Origin of the sequence: Rhodococcus sp. HNM0569 (genome assembly GCF_012726205.1) — a bacterium.
GTDB lineage: Bacteria > Actinomycetota > Actinomycetes > Mycobacteriales > Mycobacteriaceae > Rhodococcus_F.
Genome location: NZ_JAASAE010000021.1, coordinates 15,719 through 38,824 on the forward strand (window position 1 = coordinate 15,719; position 23,106 = coordinate 38,824).

At 70.1% G+C, this 23,106-nt stretch carries 22 protein-coding genes, 2 pseudogenes and 1 riboswitch; of the genes and pseudogenes, 6 read left to right on the plus strand and 18 right to left on the minus strand.

Annotated features, from left to right (window positions below):
* Positions 1-46: 46 nt before the first annotated feature.
* Positions 47-1,054 (minus strand): zinc-binding alcohol dehydrogenase family protein, encoded by a 1,008-nt coding sequence (locus tag HCA44_RS19375; RefSeq protein WP_169650966.1) that lies wholly within the window; start codon positions 1,052-1,054, stop codon positions 47-49.
* 46 nt (positions 1,055-1,100) lie between these two features.
* Complete coding sequence (locus tag HCA44_RS19380; RefSeq protein ID WP_169650967.1) at positions 1,101-2,720, minus strand: ABC-F family ATP-binding cassette domain-containing protein; 1,620 nt, start codon at positions 2,718-2,720, stop codon at positions 1,101-1,103.
* Positions 2,721-3,000: 280 nt separating this feature from the next.
* On the opposite strand from HCA44_RS19380, the gene HCA44_RS19385 reads away from it, so the two are divergent.
* The gene (locus tag HCA44_RS19385) at positions 3,001-3,426 is read left to right on the plus strand and encodes a hypothetical protein (protein WP_169650968.1); all 426 of its coding nucleotides are present in this window, start codon (positions 3,001-3,003) and stop codon (positions 3,424-3,426) included.
* 10 nt (positions 3,427-3,436) lie between these two features.
* On the opposite strand, the gene HCA44_RS19390 is transcribed toward HCA44_RS19385, so the two are convergent.
* From HCA44_RS19390 to HCA44_RS19400, 3 genes are all read right to left on the minus strand, one after another.
* Positions 3,437-4,099: a recombinase family protein gene (locus tag HCA44_RS19390; RefSeq protein WP_169650969.1), complete on the minus strand. Its 663-nt coding sequence runs from the start codon at positions 4,097-4,099 to the stop codon at positions 3,437-3,439.
* Between the two features lie 247 nt (positions 4,100-4,346).
* Positions 4,347-4,730 carry a PPOX class F420-dependent oxidoreductase gene (locus HCA44_RS19395; RefSeq protein WP_169650970.1) on the minus strand — a complete coding sequence of 128 codons (384 nt, stop codon included), beginning with the start codon at positions 4,728-4,730 and terminating at the stop codon, positions 4,347-4,349.
* A 705-nt stretch (positions 4,731-5,435) separates the two neighbouring features.
* Positions 5,436-5,927, minus strand: a complete 492-nt coding sequence (locus HCA44_RS19400) for a MarR family transcriptional regulator (RefSeq protein ID WP_346764806.1) — start codon at positions 5,925-5,927, stop codon at positions 5,436-5,438.
* Between the two features lie 109 nt (positions 5,928-6,036).
* On the opposite strand from HCA44_RS19400, the pseudogene HCA44_RS19405 reads away from it, so the two are divergent.
* Positions 6,037-6,528, plus strand: a pseudogene (locus tag HCA44_RS19405) (SDR family NAD(P)-dependent oxidoreductase); the annotation flags it as partial.
* Between the two features lie 68 nt (positions 6,529-6,596).
* Here the strand turns inward: HCA44_RS19405 and HCA44_RS19410 are convergent.
* The 3 genes from HCA44_RS19410 to HCA44_RS19420 are packed head-to-tail and all read right to left on the minus strand — an operon-like array spanning position 6,597 to position 8,466.
* Entirely contained in the window at positions 6,597-6,899 is a 303-nt protein-coding gene (locus HCA44_RS19410; RefSeq protein ID WP_169650972.1) for a hypothetical protein, read from the minus strand.
* Positions 6,896-7,738, minus strand: a complete 843-nt coding sequence (locus tag HCA44_RS19415; RefSeq protein WP_346764807.1) for a sulfite exporter TauE/SafE family protein — start codon at positions 7,736-7,738, stop codon at positions 6,896-6,898. Before HCA44_RS19415 ends, HCA44_RS19410 begins: the two co-directional genes overlap by 4 nt.
* Entirely contained in the window at positions 7,735-8,466 is a 732-nt protein-coding gene (locus HCA44_RS19420; protein ID WP_240945665.1) for a GntR family transcriptional regulator, read from the minus strand. The genes HCA44_RS19415 and HCA44_RS19420 overlap by 4 nt, the downstream gene beginning before the upstream one ends.
* 194 nt (positions 8,467-8,660) lie before the next feature.
* On the opposite strand from HCA44_RS19420, the gene HCA44_RS19425 reads away from it, so the two are divergent.
* Positions 8,661-9,644, plus strand: a complete 984-nt coding sequence (locus HCA44_RS19425) for an alpha/beta fold hydrolase (protein WP_169650974.1) — start codon at positions 8,661-8,663, stop codon at positions 9,642-9,644.
* Between the two features lie 209 nt (positions 9,645-9,853).
* Here HCA44_RS19425 and HCA44_RS19430 read toward each other — a convergent pair whose 3' ends face one another.
* Complete coding sequence (locus tag HCA44_RS19430; protein ID WP_169650975.1) at positions 9,854-10,492, minus strand: hypothetical protein; 639 nt, start codon at positions 10,490-10,492, stop codon at positions 9,854-9,856.
* 53 nt (positions 10,493-10,545) lie between these two features.
* Entirely contained in the window at positions 10,546-14,148 is a 3,603-nt protein-coding gene (gene cobN, locus HCA44_RS19435; RefSeq protein ID WP_169650976.1) for a cobaltochelatase subunit CobN, read from the minus strand.
* A gap of 30 nt (positions 14,149-14,178) precedes the next feature.
* Positions 14,179-14,305, minus strand: a riboswitch (cobalamin riboswitch).
* A 36-nt stretch (positions 14,306-14,341) separates the two neighbouring features.
* On the opposite strand from cobN, the gene cobG reads away from it, so the two are divergent.
* The 3 genes from cobG to cobJ are packed head-to-tail and all read left to right on the plus strand — an operon-like array spanning position 14,342 to position 17,628.
* Entirely contained in the window at positions 14,342-15,484 is a 1,143-nt protein-coding gene (cobG, locus tag HCA44_RS19440) for a precorrin-3B synthase (protein WP_169650977.1), read from the plus strand.
* Positions 15,485-15,505: 21 nt separating this feature from the next.
* Positions 15,506-16,129 carry a precorrin-8X methylmutase gene (locus HCA44_RS19445; protein ID WP_169650978.1) on the plus strand — a complete coding sequence of 208 codons (624 nt, stop codon included), beginning with the start codon at positions 15,506-15,508 and terminating at the stop codon, positions 16,127-16,129.
* The gene (gene cobJ, locus HCA44_RS19450) at positions 16,126-17,628 is read left to right on the plus strand and encodes a precorrin-3B C(17)-methyltransferase (RefSeq protein ID WP_169650979.1); all 1,503 of its coding nucleotides are present in this window, start codon (positions 16,126-16,128) and stop codon (positions 17,626-17,628) included. The genes HCA44_RS19445 and cobJ overlap by 4 nt, the downstream gene beginning before the upstream one ends.
* A gap of 290 nt (positions 17,629-17,918) precedes the next feature.
* On the opposite strand, the gene HCA44_RS19455 is transcribed toward cobJ, so the two are convergent.
* From HCA44_RS19455 to HCA44_RS21140, 8 genes and pseudogenes are all read right to left on the minus strand, one after another.
* Positions 17,919-18,116 carry a hypothetical protein gene (locus HCA44_RS19455; protein ID WP_169650980.1) on the minus strand — a complete coding sequence of 66 codons (198 nt, stop codon included), beginning with the start codon at positions 18,114-18,116 and terminating at the stop codon, positions 17,919-17,921.
* A 62-nt stretch (positions 18,117-18,178) separates the two neighbouring features.
* Positions 18,179-18,520, minus strand: coding sequence for a YciI family protein (locus HCA44_RS19460; RefSeq protein WP_169650981.1), 342 nt, complete (start codon positions 18,518-18,520; stop codon positions 18,179-18,181).
* 126 nt (positions 18,521-18,646) lie between these two features.
* Positions 18,647-19,447 (minus strand): ATP-binding cassette domain-containing protein, encoded by an 801-nt coding sequence (locus tag HCA44_RS19465; RefSeq protein ID WP_169650982.1) that lies wholly within the window; start codon positions 19,445-19,447, stop codon positions 18,647-18,649.
* A complete protein-coding gene (locus HCA44_RS19470) occupies positions 19,444-20,151 on the minus strand; it encodes an FCD domain-containing protein (RefSeq protein ID WP_169650983.1) in 708 nt (235 codons plus the stop codon). The genes HCA44_RS19465 and HCA44_RS19470 overlap by 4 nt, the downstream gene beginning before the upstream one ends.
* A 45-nt stretch (positions 20,152-20,196) precedes the next feature.
* The gene (locus HCA44_RS19475) at positions 20,197-20,961 is read right to left on the minus strand and encodes a cobalt-precorrin-6A reductase (RefSeq protein WP_169650990.1); all 765 of its coding nucleotides are present in this window, start codon (positions 20,959-20,961) and stop codon (positions 20,197-20,199) included.
* Between the two features lie 19 nt (positions 20,962-20,980).
* On the minus strand, positions 20,981-21,730 hold the full coding sequence (gene cobM, locus HCA44_RS19480; RefSeq protein WP_169650984.1) for a precorrin-4 C(11)-methyltransferase: 750 nt from the start codon (positions 21,728-21,730) through the stop codon (positions 20,981-20,983).
* On the minus strand, positions 21,727-22,986 hold the full coding sequence (gene cbiE / locus HCA44_RS19485) for a precorrin-6y C5,15-methyltransferase (decarboxylating) subunit CbiE (RefSeq protein ID WP_346764808.1): 1,260 nt from the start codon (positions 22,984-22,986) through the stop codon (positions 21,727-21,729). Before cbiE ends, cobM begins: the two co-directional genes overlap by 4 nt.
* Positions 22,983-23,106: pseudogene (locus tag HCA44_RS21140) on the minus strand (oxidoreductase); the annotation flags it as partial. The pseudogene HCA44_RS21140 and the gene cbiE, both read right to left, overlap by 4 nt.

Here is a 23,106-nt window from a genome sequence, read left to right on the forward strand (position 1 = left end):
GACAGAGTCGCGCGTCAGCGAGGCGACACCGTCGCGGCGGCATGCGTCACGACAGGTCGTTGACGAGCACCGCCGCCCCGTCGAAACGGCCTGCCTTCAGATCGGCCAGCGCACGCGGCGCGTCCGACAGCGGGTACCGGTGCGTCGTCGCCCGCACGTGGTGCTGTCCGGCGAGCGTGAGGAACTCACGGCCGTCGGCCCGCGTGTTCGCGGTGACGCTGCGGATCTCCTTCTCGTAGAACAGTTCCCGCTCGTACTCGAGTGGCGGAGTGTCGGTGAGGTGGATGCCGGCGATCGACAGCACACCGCCACGGTCGAGCGCCCGCATCGCCACCGGAACCACGGACCCCACCGGGGCGAAGGTGATCGCGCTGTCCAGCAGTTCGGGCGGACTGTCCTCGATCCCCTGCGCCGACGCGGCACCGAGCGAGAGAGCGAGCGCACGCGCCGCGACCCCGCGCGTCATCACATGCACCCTGGCCCCCTGCGCGAGCGCGACCTGGGCGCACAGGTGCGCGCTCCCGCCGAACCCGTACAGTCCGAGCCGCCCACCGTCGGGCAGTGCTGCCCGCCGCAGCGCGCGGTACCCGATGATCCCGGCGCACAACAGCGGCGCCGCGTCGACGTCACCGATCGCCTCGGGCAGCCGATACACGAACGCGGCAGGCACGCTCACGTACTCGGCGTACCCGCCGTCCGCGTCCCACCCGGTGTACGTCGACGCCGGGCACAGGTTCTCGGCTCCGCGGCGGCAGAAGCGGCAGGTGCCGTCGGTGTGCCGCAGCCACGCGACGCCGACCCGCTCGCCGAGCGAGAACCCGGACACCCCGCTGCCGGTCGCCGCCACCGCGCCGACCACCTCGTGCCCAGGGGTCACGTGCCGGCGGTGCACCGGCAGATCGCCCTCGGCGACGTGCAGATCGGTGCGGCACACCCCGCACGCGGTCACGTGTACGAGCAGCTCGTCGTCCGCGGGTGTGGGCATCGGCAGCTCGGCCCACGTCAGCGGCCCGTTCTCGAGCGGGCCGGGCTCGGTCACCTGCCAGGCGTACACGGGTCCGAACCTACGCGCGCCGCGGACGCCCGGGTGCCCGAACGGCTCACAGGTCGGTGACGGAAAGCCTGCCGTCCGCGTCGAGTGCGAGCACCGTGTCGATGCCGAGCCGCGCGAGGAACGCGTGATCGTGGCTGACGACCAGCAGCGCCCCGCGATAGCCCGCGAGCGCGTCGACGAGCTGGTCGACGCTGCGCAGGTCGAGGTTGTTCGTCGGCTCGTCCAGCACGAGCAACTGTGCGGGCGGCTCGGCGAACAGCAGCCGCGCGAGCGAGACCCGGAACCTCTCACCACCCGAAAGGGTGCGCACCGGCCGGTGCACGCTGTCGCCCCGCAACAGCAGCTGGGCGAGCCGACCCCGGATCTCCCCTGGCGCGGCCGCCGGTGCCGCCGACCGGATGTTGTCGACGGCGTCGGCGTCGTCGTCGAGCCCGTCGAGCCGTTGCGGCAGATAGCCGACCCGATCGGTGCGTAGCACCCCGTGCGCGCGGCCCGGCTGTGCCGGTGCACCGGCGAGCAGGCTCTCGAGCAGCGACGACTTCCCCACCCCGTTCGGCCCGACGATCGCGACCCGCTCAGGCCCCTGCACCGTGAACGTGCGATCGGTGCCGACCAAGTCCGCGAGCGTGCGCCCGCGCGGCACGTCCGGATCCGGCAGGGTGAGCCGGATGTGCTCGTCGCCGCGCACGCGCGCCTCGGCGTCGTCGAGAGCCGACTGCGCGGCCTGCACCTTCGCGTCGGCGCCGCTGCGCAGCGCACCCGCCGACACCTGCGCGGCCTGCGCGCGCAGCCCCATCGAGATGCGGGACCCGCGACGGTTCTGCCGGCTCTTGTCGCCGGTACGTTCGCGGCGCGCGAGCTTGGTCTCCGCCTCGATGCGCTGGCGTTTCTCGACCTTCAATGCCTGTTCGGCAGCGCGCGCAGCCTGCGCAGCCGCGGCCTGCTCCTCACCGAGATACGCACGCCACGCGCTGTACGGTCCGCCGAACACGGTGAGCGTGCCGGCGTGCAGCTCCGCGGTCTGATCCATGTGCTCGAGCAGCTCGGTGTCGTGACTGACGACGACCAGCGTGCCGGGCCACTGGTCGACGAGGTCGGCGAGCGCCGCGCGGGTGGGTCGGTCGAGGTTGTTCGTGGGCTCGTCGAGCAGCGTGATCGAGGTGCCGCGCAACCGCAGACTGCTGATCGCGACCAGCATCGCCTCGCCGCCGGACAGTTCGGCGACGCGGCGGTCGAGGCCGGCGTCGACACCGATCCGCGTGAGCGCCTCGTGCGCCCGTGCCTCGATGTCCCAGTCGTCGCCGACCGCCTCGAAGTGCGCCTCGTCGACCGAGCCGGCCTCGATCGCGCGCAGCGCCGCCAGGACCTCGGCGACACCGAGCAGGTCGGCGACGGTGTCGCCGGCGCGCAGTGTCAACGTCTGCGGGAGGTAGCCGACGTCGCCGGTCGTGGCGATGTGCCCGGATGTGGGGGTGAGCAGTCCCGCGATCAGCCGGAGCAACGTCGACTTGCCTGCGCCGTTGTCTCCGACGACGCCGATGCGCCCCTTCTCGAACGTGGTGGACACGTGCGCGAGGACGGTGGACCCGTCGGGCCAGTGGAAACCCGCATCGGCGAAGGTGATCGCGGTGGAGTCAGGGTGGGCGGTGTACTTGGGGTGAGACATGGATGCCTGCGCTTTCCCGCGCCGGTACCGGCGTGTGTGCAGCCGGACGGCACGGTCGAGGTCGAATCGGCGTCGGGTGGGCGGCAACTGGGCACGAGTCGTCTACCCACCGCCCAGGGTGGGTTCTGCGGGTGTCCGGCAGCCGCGTCCGACGGTCCGATCCGAGGAGGAAACGGAGCTAATGCGGGCGCGGCCCGATTCTGTCGACCTCGATGAGCATGTCGCACGCGATTCTAGCAACCGCCCGGTTGCGGGGCTCTGTGCGCGATACGTTGACACCATGCCGGTGATCGTCGACGGCCTCGGCGTCGCACTGGGCGCGACCGTGTACGGCGGGGCGTTCCTGGTGCGGTCGCCGCAGAGCCTGTGTCAGAACGTCGAACTGCCGTTGCCCGAGGAGATCGGCTCCAACTTGGTCCCGGTGGTGACCGAGGGCGTTCGCACCCCGTCCCCGATCGTGGGCGCGACCTGCCGCGCGGTGATGCTCGACGGCAGCCGCGACGAGGTGTCGCTGCACGTCATCGACTGGCCCGCGAACCTCGTCGCGCTCGCCGGAATCGTGATCATTGCGATCGCACTGGTGCATTGGTCGCGCAACCTCCGCCGACGCAGGGAAGACGACGAGCGCGAACGGGCGGCAGAAGACGGGAGCCGCCGCGGTGAGCCGCCGTCCGAACCAGGCAGCGCAGGCGACGCCAGAGCGTAGACAACGCGTGTCAACGCGGCGGCAGCAGGACTGCCGGATCGTCCGCGTCGTCGAGCGGGTCGAAGTCGTTCTCCTCCAACGTGTTGAAGTACCGGGTGATCGTCTTCGTCGACACGCCGATCTCCTCGGCTATCCGTTTCTTCGTCATCCCCTGCCCGTACAGGTATCGGATGTAGTTGCCTTTCGCCGCATCCACCGCTCGGGGCCGGCCACCGATGCGGCCGCGTTCGCGCGCCGCGGTGAGTCCGGCCGCGGTGCGTTCGCGGATCAGGTTGCGTTCGAATTCGGCGATGGCCGCGAAGATGTGGAAGATCAGCTTGCCACCCGGAGTGGAGGTCTCGATGCGATCGTTGACCGATTCGAGTTGCACACCGCGCGATTCGAGTTCGTTGACGAGTTTGATCAGGTGCAGCAGTGAGCGACCGAGCCGGTCGAGCCGCCACACGACGAGGGTGTCGCCCGGCCGTAGGTAGGCGAACAGCTTCTGCAGTTCCGGACGGTCCTCCTTCGCGCCCGACGCATGATCGGTGAACACCCGCCAGCAGCCGGCGGCGGTGAGTGCGTCGAGTTGCAGATCGGTGTTCTGCAGCCCCGTCGACACGCGGCAGTAGCCGAGCTTCGCTCCCCCCGTCGGCCGCGCGATGTCCGTTTCGGGCTGTTTTTCCAGCGTCATGCACAGCCCTCCGAGGGTCCGCCCCCGGCCCGCCAGTCCGGGAGGGGCACGAAAGTGCCGCAGAATCGCATCACCGGACAAAACCCGCCGCGAATCGACTTGTGTCCCATCATGTTTTGTCCACGGTTTTTGTCCGACGGTGAGCTGGGCCGTCGGACGGACGGTGGACGCACGGTGGACCGGGACAGAATCGGTGGTTTGTGTCCGGTCGAAAAACCGCTGGTGACGCGATGCGAGGTCGCTGCCCTCATGCCGTGGGCGCCTCGGCGATCCGAATGCCGACAGTGCCGGTCCTGCCGCGCCGGAGCACGCTGCCCTTGACGGTGAGCCAGCCGAAGATGCCGTACTTGTCGACGATCAGGCGGCGCACTTGTTCGCTGCCCGGCTCGTCGAGAATCTCGGCGCGCGCCGCGACCGGCTCACCCTTCGCGCGGCCCCGCGCGTCGCATCGAGCCACGGTGACCTGCGGATTGCGCCTGATGCGCTTGACCTTCCACGAGTCGGTGACCGTCCACACGACCGCGGCGTCGCCGTCGGGGGCGACCCACAGCGGCGTCGGCACCGGCGTGCCGTCCTTCCGGAACGTCGTGAGCAGGACGTACTTCGCGCGCGCGATATCACCGAAAGTCATTGCGCCATCGTAGTAGTCCCCGCCGACACCGGCTCGCCGCCCAGGCACACGCCCGCGGCCGACCCCGGTACCTCACGACGACTCCACATTCTGAATAGCAATTGTCGTGCAACCACACTTTCCAGTAACTCTCTTCCCATTCGTGTGAATCGGTTCATATTCTTGCCATCGAGTCGAACGGGCAACATACCCGGGTATGTTTTCACGACCGCTCAGCACGCGCATCCGAGACTCCTCTGCGCGGAAGCACCTGACCACGGGCCCGACTTGACATCGTGCTCAGCGAGACATCGAACGCGTACTTCGATTGTGGCACACGGCATCTTCGGATGCGGACGACGTATCTCTTTGCAGTGACGGGTATTTCCGAACGCTGTCACACATGGATGTCTGAATCTCACGTGTTCCCCGCATGATTGGGAATCCCGCTAGCATGCTCGACAACCACCGACCGCGTCTCGGCTCCCTCAAAGAACGCAGGATGAATCGCCACTGCTTTTGGATTGCCATCTCCGCCGAACATGCCCGGTTTCGGTGCATATCCGGAGATCTTCTGTGCCATTCCAGTCCGTTCGGGAGCTTCGCACGGTGTTGTTCGTATTCGAGAATCACCCGGGTTTCATCATGCGCAGCGCAATTACTCAGCTATCCCCTGAAACAGCCGCGCGAAGACCGAACCGACCCCTAGGGCATCACACGTCTCGGTCAGCGACCGGACCGCTCGTCTCCGGCTTCGTCGGCAGCGGCAATGATCCGCCGGGCGGCCTCGCGGACGACCCGTTGTTGTTGCGCGGTCAACGGGTCGAGCACGACGCGCCGCACCTCGGCGACATGTGACGGCGCGAGAGCGTCGACCTTCGCCATGCCGGCGTCGGTGAGCACGGCCAGGGTGTACCGCCCGTCGCCTGGATCGACCTGTCGCACCACCCACCCACGGCGTTCCAGTCGCGTCATGGCGTTCGACAGGCGGGACAGTGCCGAACCGGTCAGGCGTGCCAGTTCGCTCAGCCGCAGCCGTCGACCCCGCATCTCCGACAAGGCGGACATCGTCATGTAGTCGAACTGACTGATCCCCCCGTCCCGTTGCATCTGGCGATCCAGCGCGGCGGGTAGACGCGCCATCAGGTGGGCAAGGGCGTACCAGGTCTGCTGCTCGTCGACGTCGAGTGGCGGTGCCTGCTTGTCGGACTCGGTCACACCGAGAGCCTAGGCCGCGTGGCACCCGGGTCCGAGCGATTCACTTCAAGCATGAAGTACTCTCGGTATGTGACTTCATGCTTGAAGTTGTGATCGCACCGCCGATGCCGCGGACGCCGAACAGGTGACCTCGGCTCTCGTTGCTGCTGCGGAGCAGCTGGGTCCCATCGAGGTCCTCGAGTACTCGCCGTATGCGGGTCTGGTCACCGTCTCGCCGCAGGAGCTGACGGTCGAGCTTCTGCGCGATCAGATCGACCCGATTCTGTTCGGCGCTGTGGCCGCGGCGCAGGCCGTCCTCCCCGCGATGCGCCGAGTCGGCACCGGTACGCTGCTGTTCACGATCGGTGGCGGTGCCCTGCAGCCGTACCCGATGATGGCTTCGACCAACACCGCCCAGGCGGCACTGCGCAATTGGGTGCACAACCTGCACAACACTCTCGCGCACGAAGGGATCCAGGCCGCGACCGTGGCGGTGAACCTGATGATCGGTGCCACCGCACCGGAAGGTGTTCCGCACCGCTCCCCCGACGCGCTCGCCGAAATCTACCGGCATCTGCACACGAGCGCCCGCGACGAGGCAGAGGTCGTCGTCGGCTCCTGACCCCGGACACGGACTGGCAAGCCGTCACAGTGTGTTGGGTTCCCGAGAGGGGTGCTGTTCTCGGAAACCTAGTGTGCGGACCCGGCGAGCACGTTGGCAACGACCACCACGAGCAGCACTGCGGTCAACACGAGATACAGGCGGTCGCGGATACGGGCGAAATGCAGCCCGGCCACCGCGATCCCGGCGACGGGCACGGCGGGGAACAGTAGGAGCCCGCCGGTGAGGATCGCCGCTGCCACGGTGCCCGGCGACGCGTACCAGACGAGTGCACCTGCCGCGGTGACCGTCGCCGCGAGCACGGTGCCCCACCGCAGGACGCGCGCGAGCGTCGTGTGCAGCGCCTTCTGCGCGTCGACCGGCGCCGTCATCGGAGCCCACTTCCGAACGCGGCGAACGTCATCGGCACCGCCACCGCGACGAGGACGCCGAAGAACAACACACGCAGGTGCGACGGATTCGCACGCACGAGCAGTCGCGCACCCAGCACGGAGCCTCCGACGGAACCGAGGACGACGGGCGCGGCGAATGCCAGGTCGACCGCCCCGTGCACGAGTACCGCGGCCGCCGCACCTGCCGTCGTGACGCCGATCATGAGTGTGGCCGTCGCCGACGACACCTTGAGCGGCAGGCGCAGAGCCATGTCCATCGCCGGAATCTTGAGCACGCCGCTGCCTATGCCGAGCAGCGTCGACAGCACTCCCGCGCCGAACATTGCCGCCAACCCGGCACCCGGCCGGGCAACCGTGTAGGGCGTCTCACCGGCTGTCCCGTCGGGAACGCTCGAATGCAGCCGGAGCCGGGTGGCCCATTTCCCGCGCGCCGCAACCGAATCGTCTCGCGGTCCTCGCGCGCGGAGCATCTGGGCCGCCGACACCGCGAGCACCACCGCGAACAGCCCGTAGAGTGCGCGCTCGGGCACCGCGTCGACGGCGAGCAATCCTGTGAGAGCCCCCAGCGCGGCCGCGATTCCGAGCACGATGGCGAGTCGGATGTTGACCAGTCGCGCGCCGACGAGTGCCGGACTGCCCGCGCACGAGCACGCCACAACCGACACGAGACTCACCGCGACCGCGCCCGCGAACGGTAGGCCGGCCACGACGGTGAGCAGCGGGACCACGAAGATGCCGCCTGCCATTCCCAGCGAAGCACCCAGCCCCGCCGCGGCGAACGAACCGATCGTGACGGTCGCGAGCATCGCGGCCGTCACGGCCGCCTCCGCTCGGCGGGCATACCGGGCCGATGCAGCGTCGTCTCGAAGGTGACCGCGTCGCCGCGATAGTGCAGGATCTCGTGGTCGACGGGCCTGCCGTTCGTCGTGGAGGTGGTGCGTTCGATGCGGAACACGGCGTCACCCACCGTCGTGTCGAGTGCCGCCGCGACGGTCTCGTCGGCGAGTGTGGCCCGCATCCGGTAGGTCGCGTCCACCAGCGGCACGCCGTACTTGTCTTCGAGCAGTGTGAAGATCGGCGTCTGTGCCAGGTCGTCCTGCGCGACACGACGACCCAGATCGGCCACGAGGTAGGTCTGGTCGAAGGACAGCGCCCGTCCCGCCGCGCGCCGCACGCGCTCGATGAAGAACACCTCCGAACCGGCAGCGACGGAGAGCGCGGCGGCGACGTCACGCGGGGCCGAAACGGCGCGGACGTCGACCACCTCGGCCGTCGCGTCGAGCCCGAGGGCGTGCATGTCCTCGACGAATCCGGTGAGCGCGGTGAGCGGCTGCGTGACGGCGGGCGGCGCGACGAAGGTGCCGGTGCCGTGCCGGACGTCGACGAGTCCGCGGGCCGCCAGGTTTGCGATCGCGCGGCGCACCGTGATCCGACTGACGTCGAACTGCCGGGTCAGCTCGCTCTCGCTCGGCAGCCGGTCGCCCACCTCGTAGTGGGTGCCGATCATGTCCGCGAGGGCGGCTTCGACCTGCGCATAGAGGGTCATGGCGACCACCATATCTCATGTTATTATAACGTCATAACATCGTGGGTCCCACGCTTCCTTCGAGCGACGGATCTCGGGACGCAGTATCTGTACCGAATCCGAATACTCCTATACGCCAACGGAATCCACGCACGGTGCTATCTTCGCCCCGGATCCCGACCCCGGGAATCACGAACCTCGACGCGGAGGCAGCGATGGCAACACCTGGCCGCACCCGGCGCGGATGGGCACACGGACTGTGGACGGCGGCAGCACTCGCGGCGAGCGCGCTGATCGGGCTCGCACCCGGCGCCTCCGCCGCACCCGCCCCGCTTCCGGAGCCGTTCAACTTCTTCTCCGGCATCGGGCCCGAGCTCACGAATCCAGGCGGTTCACTACCCGGCTCGAACGACTTCTCGTGCACACCGACCGCCGAGCACCCCCGCCCTGTCGTCCTCGTGCACGGCACCGGTGGTGCACAGCAGACCAACTGGGGCACCTACGTGCCGTTCCTGAAGAACCAGGGCTTCTGCGTCTTCGCCCTCACCTACGGCGCACACCCCGGGCTACCGTGGCCGGTCAGCGCGATCGGCGGCATGACGACGATGGAACGCAGCGCGCAGCAACTGGCCGACTTCGTCGACGGGGTACTCGCCGCGACCGGATCCGATCAGGTCGACCTCGTCGGCCACTCACAGGGCACCCTCATGCCGACGTACTACGCGAAATTCCTCGGCGGCGCCGACAAGATCGACAACTACGTCTCCCTGGCCCCGCTCTGGCAGGGCACCACCGCGGCCGGAGCCACCCAACTGCACGCCCTCGGCCGGCAACTCGGGATCGCGCCCGAGTCGTATCCGATGTGCCAGGCGTGTGCACAGTTCGATCCGCTGTCCGACTTCGGCCGACAGGTCGCCTCGGGAGGCTCGCCGTACCTGCCGCAGATCACCTACACCAACATCTCCACCCGCTACGACGAGATGGTCGTCCCCTACACCTCAGGGCAACTGGCTGGGGGCGCGAACGTCCACAATGTCGTCGTGCAGGACGGCTGCGAAGCCGACCACACCGAGCACGCCGGACTCGCCGGCTCGCAACGCGCCGCGTTCTTCGTGCTCAACGCGCTCGATCCCGAACACCCGCGCGAGGTTCCGTGCCTGCCGGCCGCGCCGTTCACGGGCAGCGCGCCCACGAGCTAGTGCCACCCGAGTTCGTCGCACCCAGCCGTTAGAGTCGACACCACGGCGGTGAGCGTCAAGGCCGCCCCACCTTCCGCGACGACGTCGAGAGCACGCTCTCGGGTCGGGATCCGATGCTGCGGCATCGGGTTTCGCGCAGAAGTGAGGGCGGCCCGACGCTCACCGTTCGCCGTCCTCGTGAGCACTCTGCGAGTCCAGGCACGCCGGTTTCACTCACGGAGGTGGCGTGCGATCGCCAGCAGCGCCGGATCGGACTGGCCGCTCCACATGCCGGTCAGCGTGAAGACGTCGTCGCTGTCGGCGGACTCCGGGATGCGGAGCACCTCGAGCAGCACGGCACCCGTGTCGACGACGGTACGGGTGTCGGTGTCCGAGGTCGCCACGAATCCGACGGGCGGGACCATCGTGCCCGGTTCGCCGCTGCCCGTCACCTCCACGGACGCCGGCTGCGGTTCGGCGTTGTCGTCGCCCGTATAGATCTCGTCGGCCTGCCGGCCGCCGGTGAGGATCGTCTCGGCAAGAGTCGCGGCGTACACCGGGTCCGCGCATGCGTCGTACACCCAGCGATGACCGAGCACCGAATGCTCCATCTCGCCCACCAGGAACGGCTCCGCGTCGGCGAGCGGCGCCCCGCGATAGGTGAGCGGCACCTGGTACACCGGCCCGTCCCCGGCCTGCACGAGATGCGTTTCGACACCGACACGACCGTCCGGGTCGTCGAACCGGAACGAGCCCACGGCGACGAGATCCGGCGCGGGCGGCCCCGAATACCACGACTGGCTCGGCAGCCACGCCGCGATCAGTTCCAGCTTGCCGGGACGCAGCTCGGCTCGATGCAGGATCGCCATGTCACGCAGTCTAGAGACGCACCGGCCGCGACGACGAGCGTTCGCCGGTCCCGTCAGTCCCCCTCGAGCTCACCCTCGGTGTCGAGATAGACCTGCCGCAACCGGTCGAGGACCTCCGGGTCCGGCTTCTCCCACATGTCCCGTTCGACCGCCTCGAGCAGCCGCTCGGCGATGCCGTGCAGCGCCCACGGATTCGACTGCTCCATGAACTTGCGGTTCTGTTTGTCGAGGACGTAACTCTCGGTGAGTTTCTCGTACATCCAGTCGGCGACCACATCGGTGGTCGCGTCGTAGCCGAACAGGTAGTCGACCGTGGCCGCCATCTCGAAGGCGCCCTTGTAACCGTGCCTGCGCATCGCGTCCAGCCACCGCGGGTTGACGACGCGCGCCCGGAACACCCGGGTCGTCTCCTCCGACAGGGTGCGGGTGCGCACGCTGTCGGGCCGCGTGCTGTCCCCGATGTACGCCTCCGGATCCTTGCCGGTCAGCGCCCGCACGGTCGCGACCATGCCGCCGTGGTACTGGAAGTAGTCGTCCGAGTCGGCGATGTCGTGCTCGCGCGTGTCGGTGTTCTTCGCCGCGACGGCGATGCGACGGTACGCGGCCCGCATGTCGTCCGCGGCGGGCACCCCGTCGAGCCCGCGACCGTACGCGAAACCGCCCCACGCCGTGTACACCTCGGCCAGATCCTGGTCGCCGCGCCACGACTTCGAATCGATCAGCTGCAGCAGGCCCGCACCGTAGGTGCCGGGCTTCGAGCCGAAGATGCGGGTGCTCGCGCGACGCTCGTCGCCGTGCTCGGCGAGCGCATCCCGAGTGTGCCGCAGCACGAAGTTCTCGTCCGGCGACTCGTCGAGTCCCGCAACCAACTGCACTGCGTCGTCCAGGAGGGCGAGCACGTGTGGGAACGCGTCACGGAAGAACCCGCTGATACGCACCGTGACGTCGATGCGCGGACGCCCGAGTTCGGCGAGCGGAACGACCTCGAGATCGACGACGCGCCTGCTCGCCTCGTCCCAGACCGGACGCACCCCGAGCAGCGCGAACACCTCGGCGATGTCGTCTCCCGACGTGCGCATCGCCGAGGTTCCCCATACCGACAAGCCCACCGAGGTCGGCCACGCGCCGTGGTCGTCGCGATACCGCGCGAGCAAGGACTCGGCCATCGCCTGCCCCGTCTCCCACGCGAGCCGCGACGGCACCGCCTTCGGGTCGACCGAATAGAAATTGCGGCCGGTCGGCAGGACGTTGATCAGGCCACGCAGCGGCGATCCGCTGGGCCCGGCCGGAACGAAACCTCCGTCGAGCGCGTGCAGCACCCGCGCGATCTCCTGGTCGGTCTGCCGCAACCGCGGCACCACCTCGGTAGCCGCGAACCGCAGAATCTCCGCGACGGTCTCGTCGTCCGACACCCGAGTGGCGGCCGACGGGTCCCACCGGGCGTCCGCCATCGCCTGTACGAGACCGCGTGCGCGGTCCTCGACATCGTCGACCCGCGTGCGGGACTCGTCACCCGACTCGTCGAGGCCGAGGGCCTCGCGCAAACCCGGCACCGTGCGTTCGCCGCCCCACATCTGACGCGCCCGCAGCATCGCGAGCACCAGATCGACCTCCGCGTCGCCGGAGGGGGCCTGGCCGAGCACGTGCAGCCCGTCGCGGATCTGGACGTCCTTGATCTCGCACAGCCATCCGTCGACGTGCAGGAGCATGTCGTCGAAGACGTCCTCGTCGGGGCGCTCGGTGAGCCCGAGGTCGTGGTCCATCTTCGCGGCGCGCATCAGCGTCCAGATCTGCTGGCGGATCGCGGGCAGCTTCGCCGGGTCGAGCGCCGAGATGTTGGAGTGCTCGTCGAGGAGCTGCTCGAGCCGCGAGATGTCGCCGTAGGTCTCGGCGCGCGCCATCGGCGGGATCAGGTGGTCGACGAGCGTCGCATGCGCGCGGCGCTTCGCCTGCGTCCCCTCGCCCGGATCGTTGACCAGGAACGGGTAGACGAGCGGCAGGTCGCCGAGCGCGGCGTCCGTGCCGCACGACGCGGACATCCCCAGCGTCTTGCCCGGCAACCACTCGAGGTTGCCGTGCTTGCCGAGATGCACCAGCGCGTCCGCGGCGAAGCCCCCGTCGTCGGCGGGCGCCGCGATCCATCGGTACGCCGCGAGATAGTGGTGGCTCGGCGGCAGGTCGGGGTCGTGGTAGATCGCCACCGGATTCTCACCGAACCCGCGCGGCGGCTGCACCATCAGCACCAGATTGCCGAAACGCAATGCTGCGACGACGATCTCGCCGTTCGAATCCTTCGAACGATCGACATACAGATCGCCCGGCGCCGGACCCCAATGCTCTTCGACGGCGCGACGGAACTCGGCGGGCAAGGTCGCGAACCACTCTCGGTACACGTCCGCGCCGATGCGCACCGGATTCGACTCCAACTGCTCGTCGCTGAGCCAGTCCGGATCCTGGCCGCCCGCCGCGATCAGCGCGTGGATCAACGCGTCGCCGTCGCGCGCCGCGAGCCCCGGCACCGCGTCGGGACCGTCCAGCGGCCCCAGGTCGTAGCCCGCGTCACGCATCGCCGCCAGCAGCGCCACGGCGCTCGCCGGGGTGTCGAGGCCGACCGCATTACCGATGCGCGCATGCTTGGTCGGATACGCCGACAGCATCACCGCGATCCGCCGGTCACCGGCCGGGATCCGTCGCAACCGCGCGTGCCGCACCGCGATCCCCGCGACCCGCGACGCACGCTCGGCGTCCGGCACATAGGTCGAGAGCCCGTCGGCGTCGATCTCCTTGAACGAGAACGGCACCGTGATGATCCGCCCGTCGAACTCGGGCACCGCGACCTGCGTCGCGACGTCGAGCGGCGAGAGCCCGTCGTCGTTCGACTCCCACTGGGCACGGCTACTAGTCAGGCACAGGCCCTGCAGGATCGGAACATCCAGCGCCGCCAGCTCCGCGACATCCCACGCCTCGTCGTCGCCCCCGGCCGACGCCGCGGCAGGCTTGGTACCGCCCGCCGCCAGCACCGTCACCACCAGCGCGTCTGCACCGCGCAGGGTGTCGAGCAACGCCGGCTCCGCGGTGCGCAAAGACGCACAGTAGATCGGCACCGGGTTCGCGCCGTGCGCCGACACGGCGTCGCACAGGGCCTCCACGTACCGCGTGTTGTCTGCGAGATGTTGCGCACGGTAGTACAGCACCGCGACGGTCGGCAGCGCCGGATCCACTGCGGGCGCGAAATCCGCGATCCCCCAGTTCGGCAGGTGTTCGGGCGGGGCGAAACCGTGGCCGGTGAGCAGCACGGTGTCGCTCAGGAACCGGTGCAGCTGCGCGAGATTGCGCGCGCCACCCTCCGCCAGATAGTTGTGCGCCTCGGCCGCGACACCCGCAGGCACTGTCGAACACTCCATGAGCTCGGCGTCGGGCGCGTGCTCGCCGCCCAACACCACCACCGGGACCCCACTCGCGACGACCGCGTCGATGCCGTCCTCCCACGCCCGACGACCGCCGAGAATGCGGACGATCGCGAGTTCGACACCGTCGAGCAGACCGGGCAGATCCTCGTGGACCAGCAACCGCGCCGGGTTGGCCCACCGATAGGGGGCGCCGCTCGCGCGGGCACTGAGCAGGTCGGTGTCGGACGTGGAGAGCAGCAGGAACACGGGCCGTGCCTTCCTGGGGTTTCGCGCCCCGTCGGAGTGAACGGCAGCGGAGGGTCTGGCTCGCCCGGCATCACCGGGCTCACAGTGGCGCGACCGCACCGGTTTTCCACCGGTTTCCTCTGCTGCTGCCGCAAGTGCCGCCGATGCTACCGGGGCCGCCGGCCGCCACCGACAGCAGCCGTACCCTGGGGACATGCCCCACCAGCGTTCCGAACCCGACGCATGCCCCGGCGTCCGGTCGCCGCACAGCGCGGCCGACGGCGCACTCGCGCGGGTCCGGCTGCCCGGCGGCCGTCTCACCGCCGCCCAGATGCAGGTGCTCGCCGACGCGGCCACCGCACTCGGCAACGGCGAACTCGAACTCACCTCACGCGGCAACATCCAACTCCGCGCCGTCGACGACACCGACGAACTCGCGCGACGCCTCGCCGGCGCGGGGCTGCTGCCGTCGACCACCCACGAACGCATCCGCAATGTCGTTGCGTCGCCGCTGACCGGTCGGGTCGGCGGACTCGCCGACCTACGCCCGCTCACCCATGCTCTCGACGCCGCGCTGCAGGCCCACTCTCGGCTCGCCGACCTGCCCGGCCGCATCCTGTTCACGCTCGACGACGGCCGCGGCGACGTCTCCGGCCTGGCAGGCGACTTCGGCCTCCACGCCGTCGACGCCGCCCGGTTCGCGCTGCTCGTCGCCGGAGCCGACACCGGTATCCGCGTCGGAATCACCAGCGCGGTCGACGCGCTCGTGCACGCGGCGCACGCCTTCCTCGACCTGCGCGACGGACAGTGGCGCGCGAGCGAACTCGACTCACCCGCCACCGCGATCAGCGCGCGGCTGCCCTACCACCCGGGCGACGAGTCGCTGATCGTGCCGCCCCCCTCCGCTCGCCCGCCGATCGGCTGGTTCGACCACGACACCGACGGCCGGGTCTGTCTCGGCGGTGGCGTGCAGTTCGGTGTTCTGCCGGCGCGCACGGCCGAGTTCCTCGCCGCCGTCGGCACCCCCCTGGTCGTCACGCCGTGGCGTTCCCTGCTCGTCACCGACCTCGACGAATGGACCGCCGAACAGGTCGTGCGGGTCCTCGCACCGATGGGCCTCGTGTTCGACGAGAACTCACCCGTCCTCGACGTCACCGCGTGCGCGGGCTCCCCCGCATGCAGCAAGTCTCATGCCGACGTCCGGGCCGACGCGCGCACCGCACTCGAGAGCGGCACCCTGCCCGTCGCCGGCCGTCAGCACTGGGCCGGATGCGAACGCAAGTGCGGCCGTCCGGCCGCAGCCGCCGCCGATGTCGTCGCGACGCCGAACGGATACCGCCTCGACACCGCACGATGACCGTCCGCATATCGTGAGCGCATGATCGACTACATCCGGGACGGCGCGGAGATCTACCGCCGCTCGTTCGCGACCATCCGTGCGGAAGCAGACCTCGACCGGTTCCCCGAGGACGTCTCGCGTGCGGTCGTCCGCATGATCCACGCGAGCGGACAGGTCGATCTCGCGGACGACATCGCGTTCACGCCCGGTGTCGTCGCCGCCGCCCACGAGGCGCTCGCCGCGGGCGCACCGATCCTGTGCGACGCGAACATGGTGGCCTCCGGTGTCACACGTGCCCGCTTGCCGAAGGACAACGACGTCGTGTGCACTCTGCGCGACCGTCGCGTTCCGGAACTCGCTGCCCGCCTGGGCAACACGCGGTCCGCGGCCGCACTCGAGCTGTGGGGAGATCGACTCGGCGGCGCGGTCGTCGCGATCGGCAACGCCCCCACGGCGCTGTTCCACCTGCTCGACATGATCGACCGCGGGGCACCGAAGCCGGCAGCGGTCGTCGGCGGACCGGTCGGCTTCGTGGGTGCCGTCGAGTCGAAGGACGCACTGATCGACCACGGCGGACTCGAGTACCTCGTGGTGCGCGGACGTCGTGGCGGCAGTGCGATCGCCGCGTCCGCGCTCAACGCGATCGCGAGCGTCGCCGAATGAGCACAGCGCGAACCGGGAAACTGTGGGGTGTCGGCATCGGCCCCGGCGACCCGGATCTGGTGACCGTCAAGGCGGCTCGCGTGATCGGCGCCGCCGACGTCGTCGCCTTCCACAGCGCGCGACACGGCAACAGCATCTCGCGCGGTGTCGCGGCGCCGTACCTGCGCGAGGGGCAGATCGAGGAACACCTCGTGTACCCCGTGACCACCGAAACGATCGACCACCCGGGCGGGTACCACGGCGCGATGGAAGAGTTCTACGAGGCGGCGGCCGAGCGGCTCGCGGTGCACCTCGCCGCCGGACGCGACGTCGCCCTGCTCGCCGCGGGTGACCCGCTCTTCTACAGCTCGTACATGCACATGCACAAGCGGCTCGCACACCGATTCGACGCCGAGGTCGTTCCCGGAATCACGTCGATCAGCGCCGCGTCCGCCGCATTGGGCACTCCCCTCGTCGAGGGCGACGAGGTACTCACGGTGCTGCCCGGCACGCTGCCCGAACCCGAACTCGAACGACGGCTCCGCGACACCGACGCGGCCGCCGTCCTCAAACTCGGCCGCACGTATCCTGCGGTGCGGCAAGCACTCCGCGGCAGCGAGCGACTCGCCGAAGCCCGGTACGTCGAACGTGCGAGCACAGAGCGGCAGCGGATCTCGGCCGCCGCCGACGTCGCCGACGGTGACGTGCCGTACTTCGCGATCGCCGTCGTACCCAGCCCGGTCAACGCGCACCCGGCGCACGACGAGGCACCCGGGCCCGGCGAGGTGGTGGTGATCGGCCTCGGACCGGGCGACTCCGCATGGACGACGCCCGAGGTGCAGCTCGCACTCGCCGACGCCACCGACCTGGTGGGCTACACGACCTATCTCGACCGCGTGCCTGCACGGCACGGTCAGCGCAGGCACGCGAGCGACAATCGCGTCGAGGCCGAACGTGCTGCGATGGCACTCGATCTCGCGAAGAACGGTGCCCGAGTCGCCGTCGTCTCGTCGGGCGACCCGGGTGTGTTCGCGATGGCCGCGGCGGTACTCGAAGTCGCCGAGGACGAGCAGTGGCGCGGCGTTCCGGTACGCGTCCTACCCGGTGTCACCGCGGCGAATGCCGTCGCGTCCCGTGTCGGGGCCCCGCTCGGCCACGACTACGCGGTGCTCTCGCTGTCCGATCGCCTCAAGCCCTGGGAAGTCGTGGAGCGCCGTGTGAGCGCCGTCGTCGCGGCCGATATGGCGTTCGCGGTCTACAACCCCGCGTCGAAATCGCGTACCTGGCAGGTGGAGAGACTCAAGGAGCTCGTGCTCGCACACCGTGCGCCCGAGACCCCGGTGATCGTCGGCCGAGACGTCGGCGGCCCCACCGAATCGGTCGCGGTCGTGCGTCTGGACGAACTCGACCCCGCGGCGGTCGACATGCGAACACTGCTCATCGTCGGCGCGTCCACCACGCACGTCTCCCCGCACGACGGGACACGCGTTTTCACGTCCCGCCGCTACGGCACGCAGTAGCCATGCGCCCGAGTCTCGGGTGCTTCGAGGCTGTCGTAGGTGATGGGTTCCGTTCCGCAGGGTGTCGGATTCGGGTTTTCATGGCCTTCCGTCCGGGCCGGATTCATATCGGTGACGGTGATGGCATTCGCGTGGACGTTCGGTGCGATCTCGGGTCGAGCCAGCCCGTCCGTCCGACCCACGACCCGAGGCCGAACGATCGTGACCCGATCCGCATCTCTCCCCCACCGAGGTCGTCGGCCTGCGGTCCGGCGCTCCCCTCCCCTGCACCGACGGCGACCGTCGGAAAGTCAGCTCACCTGCGGCGGACCCGGGTGTTCGGGATGGAACGGATCCGGCTCGGTGGGGAACGGGTTGGGCGGCTCCTCGGGATCCGGGGCCGGTTCCGGCTCGGTCGGAAACGGGTCCGGCGGTGTGGGCACCGGATCGGGTTCCGGCGTCGGCTCCCCCGGCTCGCCCGGTCGTGTTGCTCGAATCGGGTCGGACATCACGTCCACCTCCTTGTGGCCTGTTCGACGTTCGTCCTTGTTGGCCGTCGCGGGCCCCTCGTTCAGGGCGCGAACGCCCGCACTTCGATCGCGAGACCGGTGACACCAGCGAGCCGCTCGGCCCACTCGACGGCGGCCGCGCGACTCACGGCATCGACGACCGTGAACCCGCCGACGTGCACATCGCTCCTCGTGAACGGGCCTTTCTGCACGGCATAGCCGTGCTCCTGCGCGAGGACGACGTCCGCCGCCTCGGGTGGCTCGAGTCCACCACTCAGCACGAACACCCCGGCGGCGTGCATCTCACGGTTGAGTCGTTCGAGGTCGTCGGTGATGCGGTCGAGCTCGTCCGGCCCGGGCACCGGCCCGTCCGGCTGCCACACACTCAGCAGATATCTCGCCACGGGAGCCTCCTTCCCGGACCGACTGCAGCATTCCGAGCGTCGCGTCGTCACCCCATGGTCTCGCGTACCGGACCGTCGTGGGGTGAGACGGGCGAACGAACCGCGCCATGCCGGATGCGCAGCTGTTCACGCGAGTGCGGCGGCTGCTCCCGCGGCACTCCAGCGCCCGTTCGCGTGCCGGGCGACGGCGATCGGGTACTCGAAGGCTTCCGACACGACCTCCGACGTGAGGACATCGTCCACCGGCCCCGCGGCGACCACCATGCCGCGCGCCAGGACGAGAGCGTGGTCGGTGAACGCGGGTAGCTCCTCGAGATGGTGGGTCACCTGGAGCGACGCGAGTTCGGGCCGAATGGTCCGCAGCTCGCCGAGGACGCCGAGAAGTATCTCGCGCGCTGCGAGGTCGAGGCCCGTCGTCGGTTCGTCGAGCAACAGCAGCGCCGGGTCGGTGACGAGTGCGCGTGCGATCAGCGTCCGGCCCCGCTCCCCTTGCGACAACACTTCCCATGCGGCCGTAGCACGTTCGTGTAGTCCGAGAGTCGCGACGAGCCGATCGGCCTCGCGCGCCTCGTCGTCTCCGGGAGACCACCTCTTCGGCAGGCCGGCACCCGCGACGAGCCCGGTGAGGACGACGTCACGGACCGCGAGCCACGGGTCGATGCGCGTGCGCGGGTCGACGTGGCCGATACGTGTGCGCAGCGAGCGCATGTCGACGCGTCCGAGACGGTGACCGAGCACATCCACGGTGCCCGTCGTCGGATGGCTGCGCGCGCCGCACAGCCCGAGCAGCGTGGACTTGCCCGCCCCGTTCGGTCCGAGTACCGCCCACTGTTCGCCTGCCCGCACGGTGAAGTCGACGCGATCGACGAGCGCACGTCCCTGCCGCACCACGCTCACTCCACACACCGACAGCACCGGCGCGGTCACGACTCGGCTCCGTCCCGGCCGGCACTGTGCGAGGCCACCCGAGCCAGTGCGGCGGCGAGACCGAGCAGGTGTTCGCGAGCGAGCGCTTCGGCACGAGCGGGGTCGCGCGCAAGCACGGCCGCGACCAGGTCGTCGTGGTCGGCGGCATCCGTGGGCGGCGTGGTCACGAGCTGCAGCAGCTCGGTCATCGCAGGCACGAGCCGCGCGTCGACACTGTCGAACAGCGCGAGCAGCGGGGCGTTGTGGGCGGCCGCGACGATCGCGCGATGCAGTGCGACATCCGCTGCGGCGAGAACGCGGGCGGGCTCGTCCAGCGCGTCGGTGCGGCGGCCGAGCGCTGCGCGGATCGCGTCGGCGTCCGCCGCGTCGTGGGCGTCGGCGGCGAGTGCCGCCGCACGCGTCTCGATCGCGATGCGGACCTGCACGAGATCGGCCACTTCGGCGATCTCGGCGAGCCGCTCCCAATCGTCGCGGGGAGTCGTTGCCGTGACGAAGACGCCGACGCCGTGCCGTGCGTCGAGCATCCCTCGAGCAGACAGCTGCCGAATCGCCTCGCGCACGGTGGAGCGACTGACACCGAGTTCGCGGGTGAGGCTGATCTCGCCCGGGATCTTCGTGCCGACGGGCCATCGCCCCTCGGTGATCGCTGCCGTGAGCGACGCCGCCGCTTGCTGCGACAGCGATGTGCGTGCCAGCGCTTCCATGCGCGTCTCCCGTCGACCTGTTGCCTTGCGCCGATCCTACAGTTGTCAGACCTCTGAACAACTGGAGCCGTGTCGCTGCGCACGAACCCACGAGAAGGCGGCCTCCACGCTCGACGCCACCACCGCCCCGGACGGCAGCGGCGGACGATCGATCACGATCACCGGAATCCCCGACCTGCGCGCGGCGACGAGCTTCGCCTCGGTCTGCGGCCCCCCGCTGTCCTTGGTCACCACGACGTCTGCGCGCCACGTTCGCATCGTCTCGATCTCCTCGTCCACCGTGAACGGCCCGCGTGCGAGCGTCGTCTCGGAATGCGCGGGCAGCGGACCGTCGGGCGGGTCGATCGCTCGGATGAGCATCGGGTTCGCGACACCGGCGAATGCGGCGACCTCCTGCCGACCGATGGTGAGGAACACGCGCCGGTTCGGATCGGCTGCCACCGCCGCGACGGCAGCGGCCGTGTCGGGCACGCGACGCCACACGTCCCCCGGCACCTCCGTCCAACCGGGCCTGCGCAGCACGAGTGCGGCAGTGCCGGTGCGCGTCGCGGCGTCGTGCGCGTGCGCGGTGATCCGTGCCGCGAACGGGTGTGTCGCATCGACGAGCGCGTCGACCTCGTGGTCGCGGAGCCACGCCGACAGCCCCTCCACTCCCCCGAATCCACCGACTCGGACGTCGCCGTCGGGAAGCGACGGGGCACGCACACGACCCGCGAGCGAAGACGTCACCGTGATACCCGGCTCCCCGACGAGCGCGGCGGCAAGCGCGCGTGCCTCGCCGGTGCCACCGAGAAGCAACACGCGGAACACCGGTGCGTTCACCTTCCGGTCAGTGACTCGTGCGTTCACGGGCCGCCGAGTACAGGTAGCTGTCGGGAAAGCCCTCGGCGGCGAGTGCCCGCCCGACCACCACCACGGCGGTCTTGGTGATACCTGTGTCGCGAACCTGTCGTGCGATCGTCTCGAGTGTGCCGCGCAGGATCGTCTCGCCGGGCCACGACGCGTACGCGACGACCGCTGCAGGACAGTCCCAGCCGTACGCGTCGGCGAGCTCGTCGACGATCTGCTCGATGCGGTGGGCGCCGAGGTGCACGACCATCGTCGCGCGACTCGCGGCGAGCGAATGCAGGTCCTCCCCCGGCGGCATCGACGTCGAGAGCGTCGACACCCGCGTGAGGACCACCGTCTGCGAGACCCCGGGGACGGTGAGTTCACGGCGCAGTGCCGCCGCGGCCGCCGCGAAGGCAGGCACGCCCGGCACGATGTCGTAGTCCACACCGGCCGCGTCGAGGCGACGAGCCTGCTCGGCGACCGCGCTGTAGATCGACGGGTCGCCCGAGTGCACACGCGCGACGTCGAGCCCCCGACGGTCGGCGTCGACGAGCAGGTCGACGATCCGGTCCAGGCTCAGTCGCGCGGTGTTCGTCACTTCCGCATGCTCGGGACACGACTCGATCAGCTCGGCGGGAACGAGGCTTCCTGCGTACAGGCACACCGGGCTCTGTGCGATGAGGCGTTGCGCGCGGACCGTGACGAGGTCCGCGGCCCCGGGGCCCGCGCCGATGAAGTGAACGGTCACGACTGTGCTCCTGTCTTGCTTCCTGCTGCCTTGCGCACCGACCACTGGGTGACCGGAAGCTGCGGCCGCCACGTGGTGAAGCCGCCCAGCGGTTCGCCGCGATGGACCTGAAATCGGCGCAGTGCCCCGCCGTGCCGAGCGAACCACGCGAGCGCGACTGCCTCCGACTCCGCGGTGACCGCGTTCACGACGAGCCTGCCGCCCACCGGCAGCGCCCCCCAGCACGCGTCCAGCAGGCCGGGTTGGGTGAGCCCACCGCCCACGAACACCGCGTCGGGCGTCGGGTGGTCCGTGAACGCGCCGGGCGCGGTACCCGCGACGGTGAGCGCGGGCACACCCAGATGCGCGGCGTTGACGCCGATCTGCGCCTGCCGCAGCGGGTCTCGCTCGAAGGTGACGGCGCGGCAACGGGGGTCGGCACGCATCCACTCGATCGCGATCGTGCCCGACCCGCCGCCGACGTCCCACAGCAGTTCGCCCGGCGCGGGCGCGAGCGCCGACAACGTCAGCGCCCGCACCTCGCTCTTGGTCATCTGTCCGTCGCCGGTGTAGGACTCGTCGGCGAGTCCGGGGGTCCGCGTCGCGCGCAGCACGTCGGGCCCGGCATGGCAGCGCACCGCGACGACGTTGAGCGGGTCGGGGTCGGGATGCGCCCACGACTGCGCGCGGCCGTCCTGGCGCGCCTCGGCGGGCCCACCCAGCTGGGACAGCACCGACACCTCCGACGGACCGAACCCGTGCCCGTCGAGCAGCGCGACGACCTCGGCGACGGTGCCCGCGTCCTGACTGAGCACGAGCAACTGCGCACCGTCGGTCAGATCGGGAACCAGCGTCGTGACAGACCGGTGCACGAGGCTGCGGACGGTGACGCGGTCGAGCGGCCACCCCATCCGCGCGCACGCGAGTGACGCCGACGACGGATGCGGCAGCACGCGGACGCGGTCTCGGCCGAGCACGCGCACGAGCGTGGTGCCGATGCCGTGGAACATCGGGTCCCCGCTCGCCAGCACGCACACTTCGCGACGGCCGTGCGTGTCGAACAGGCCGGGGAGCGCCGGCAGCATCGGGGACGGCCAGACGAGCTGTTCGGCGTCGAGCCCGGGAAGCAACGCGAGTTGCCGCCGGGAGCCGATCACCACGTCGGCGCGCCCGAGAGCCTCCTGCGATGCGCGCGCCAGCCCGTCCCAGCCGTCGGCGCCGATGCCGACCACCACGACCGGGCGCGACTGCCGTGGATGCCGCTGCGGTGCGGTCACCGCGGCATCCGCCGCCAGAGCGCCCGCGGCACGAGCCGCGCGACGAAGAACACGGGCTGCAGGATCCGTGGGATCCAGACGACGGTGCGACGCCGTCGCAGGCCCTCGGCGACGGCGTCC

Bases quoted from the DNA above. Each gene is read 5' to 3' on its own strand.
- HCA44_RS19430 (WP_169650975.1), bottom strand. From the start codon at position 10,492: ATGGCGATCCTGCATCGAGCCGAGCTGCGTCCCGGCAAGCTGGAACTG.
- HCA44_RS19425 (WP_169650974.1), top strand. From the start codon at position 8,661: ATGGCAACACCTGGCCGCACCCGGCGCGGATGGGCACACGGACTGTGG.
- HCA44_RS19380 (WP_169650967.1), bottom strand. From the start codon at position 2,720: ATGTCTCACCCCAAGTACACCGCCCACCCTGACTCCACCGCGATCACC.
- HCA44_RS19390 (WP_169650969.1), bottom strand. From the start codon at position 4,099: ATGACGCTGGAAAAACAGCCCGAAACGGACATCGCGCGGCCGACGGGG.
- HCA44_RS19410 (WP_169650972.1), bottom strand. From the start codon at position 6,899: ATGACGGCGCCGGTCGACGCGCAGAAGGCGCTGCACACGACGCTCGCG.
- HCA44_RS19445 (WP_169650978.1), top strand. From the start codon at position 15,506: ATGATCGACTACATCCGGGACGGCGCGGAGATCTACCGCCGCTCGTTC.
- cobJ (WP_169650979.1), top strand. From the start codon at position 16,126: ATGAGCACAGCGCGAACCGGGAAACTGTGGGGTGTCGGCATCGGCCCC.
- HCA44_RS19395 (WP_169650970.1), bottom strand. From the start codon at position 4,730: ATGACTTTCGGTGATATCGCGCGCGCGAAGTACGTCCTGCTCACGACG.
- HCA44_RS19385 (WP_169650968.1), top strand. From the start codon at position 3,001: ATGCCGGTGATCGTCGACGGCCTCGGCGTCGCACTGGGCGCGACCGTG.
- HCA44_RS19470 (WP_169650983.1), bottom strand. From the start codon at position 20,151: ATGGAAGCGCTGGCACGCACATCGCTGTCGCAGCAAGCGGCGGCGTCG.
- HCA44_RS19420 (WP_240945665.1), bottom strand. From the start codon at position 8,466: ATGACCCTCTATGCGCAGGTCGAAGCCGCCCTCGCGGACATGATCGGC.
- cobG (WP_169650977.1), top strand. From the start codon at position 14,342: ATGCCCCACCAGCGTTCCGAACCCGACGCATGCCCCGGCGTCCGGTCG.
- HCA44_RS19455 (WP_169650980.1), bottom strand. From the start codon at position 18,116: ATGTCCGACCCGATTCGAGCAACACGACCGGGCGAGCCGGGGGAGCCG.